The following is a 242-nucleotide window of genomic DNA, read 5'->3' as shown; positions in this document are numbered from 1 at the left end:
CCTACATTTCTCAATTTTTATAACATCAGAGTCAAATTTCAACCTATTTTCAGAACTGAGATCATGTTCAATTATTCTTTTTTGAACAAATTCGGTCTCATAAGGTCTCTTATCTATAATACCATACCGTTTTTCATGCAATGCAGTATAGGTAAGCTCAATCATTTTTCCTTTATGCCTAAATTCAACACAAGGAAAGAATGTCCCGTCATTTAATGTTACGGAAGCACAATACCCGACTC

General features: G+C 33.5%; 1 protein-coding gene. It reads right to left on the bottom strand.

The features are described 5' to 3' along the window. Positions 1–242: hypothetical protein (locus SB689_RS24005; RefSeq protein WP_410694530.1), on the bottom strand; the 242-nt coding region annotated here is incomplete at both ends.

Source organism: Chryseobacterium sp. SIMBA_038 (assembly GCF_046535115.1).
Lineage (GTDB): Bacteria > Bacteroidota > Bacteroidia > Flavobacteriales > Weeksellaceae > Chryseobacterium.
Note: the sequence above shows the minus strand (reverse complement) of the source record. Positions and strands in the feature narration are given on the sequence as shown.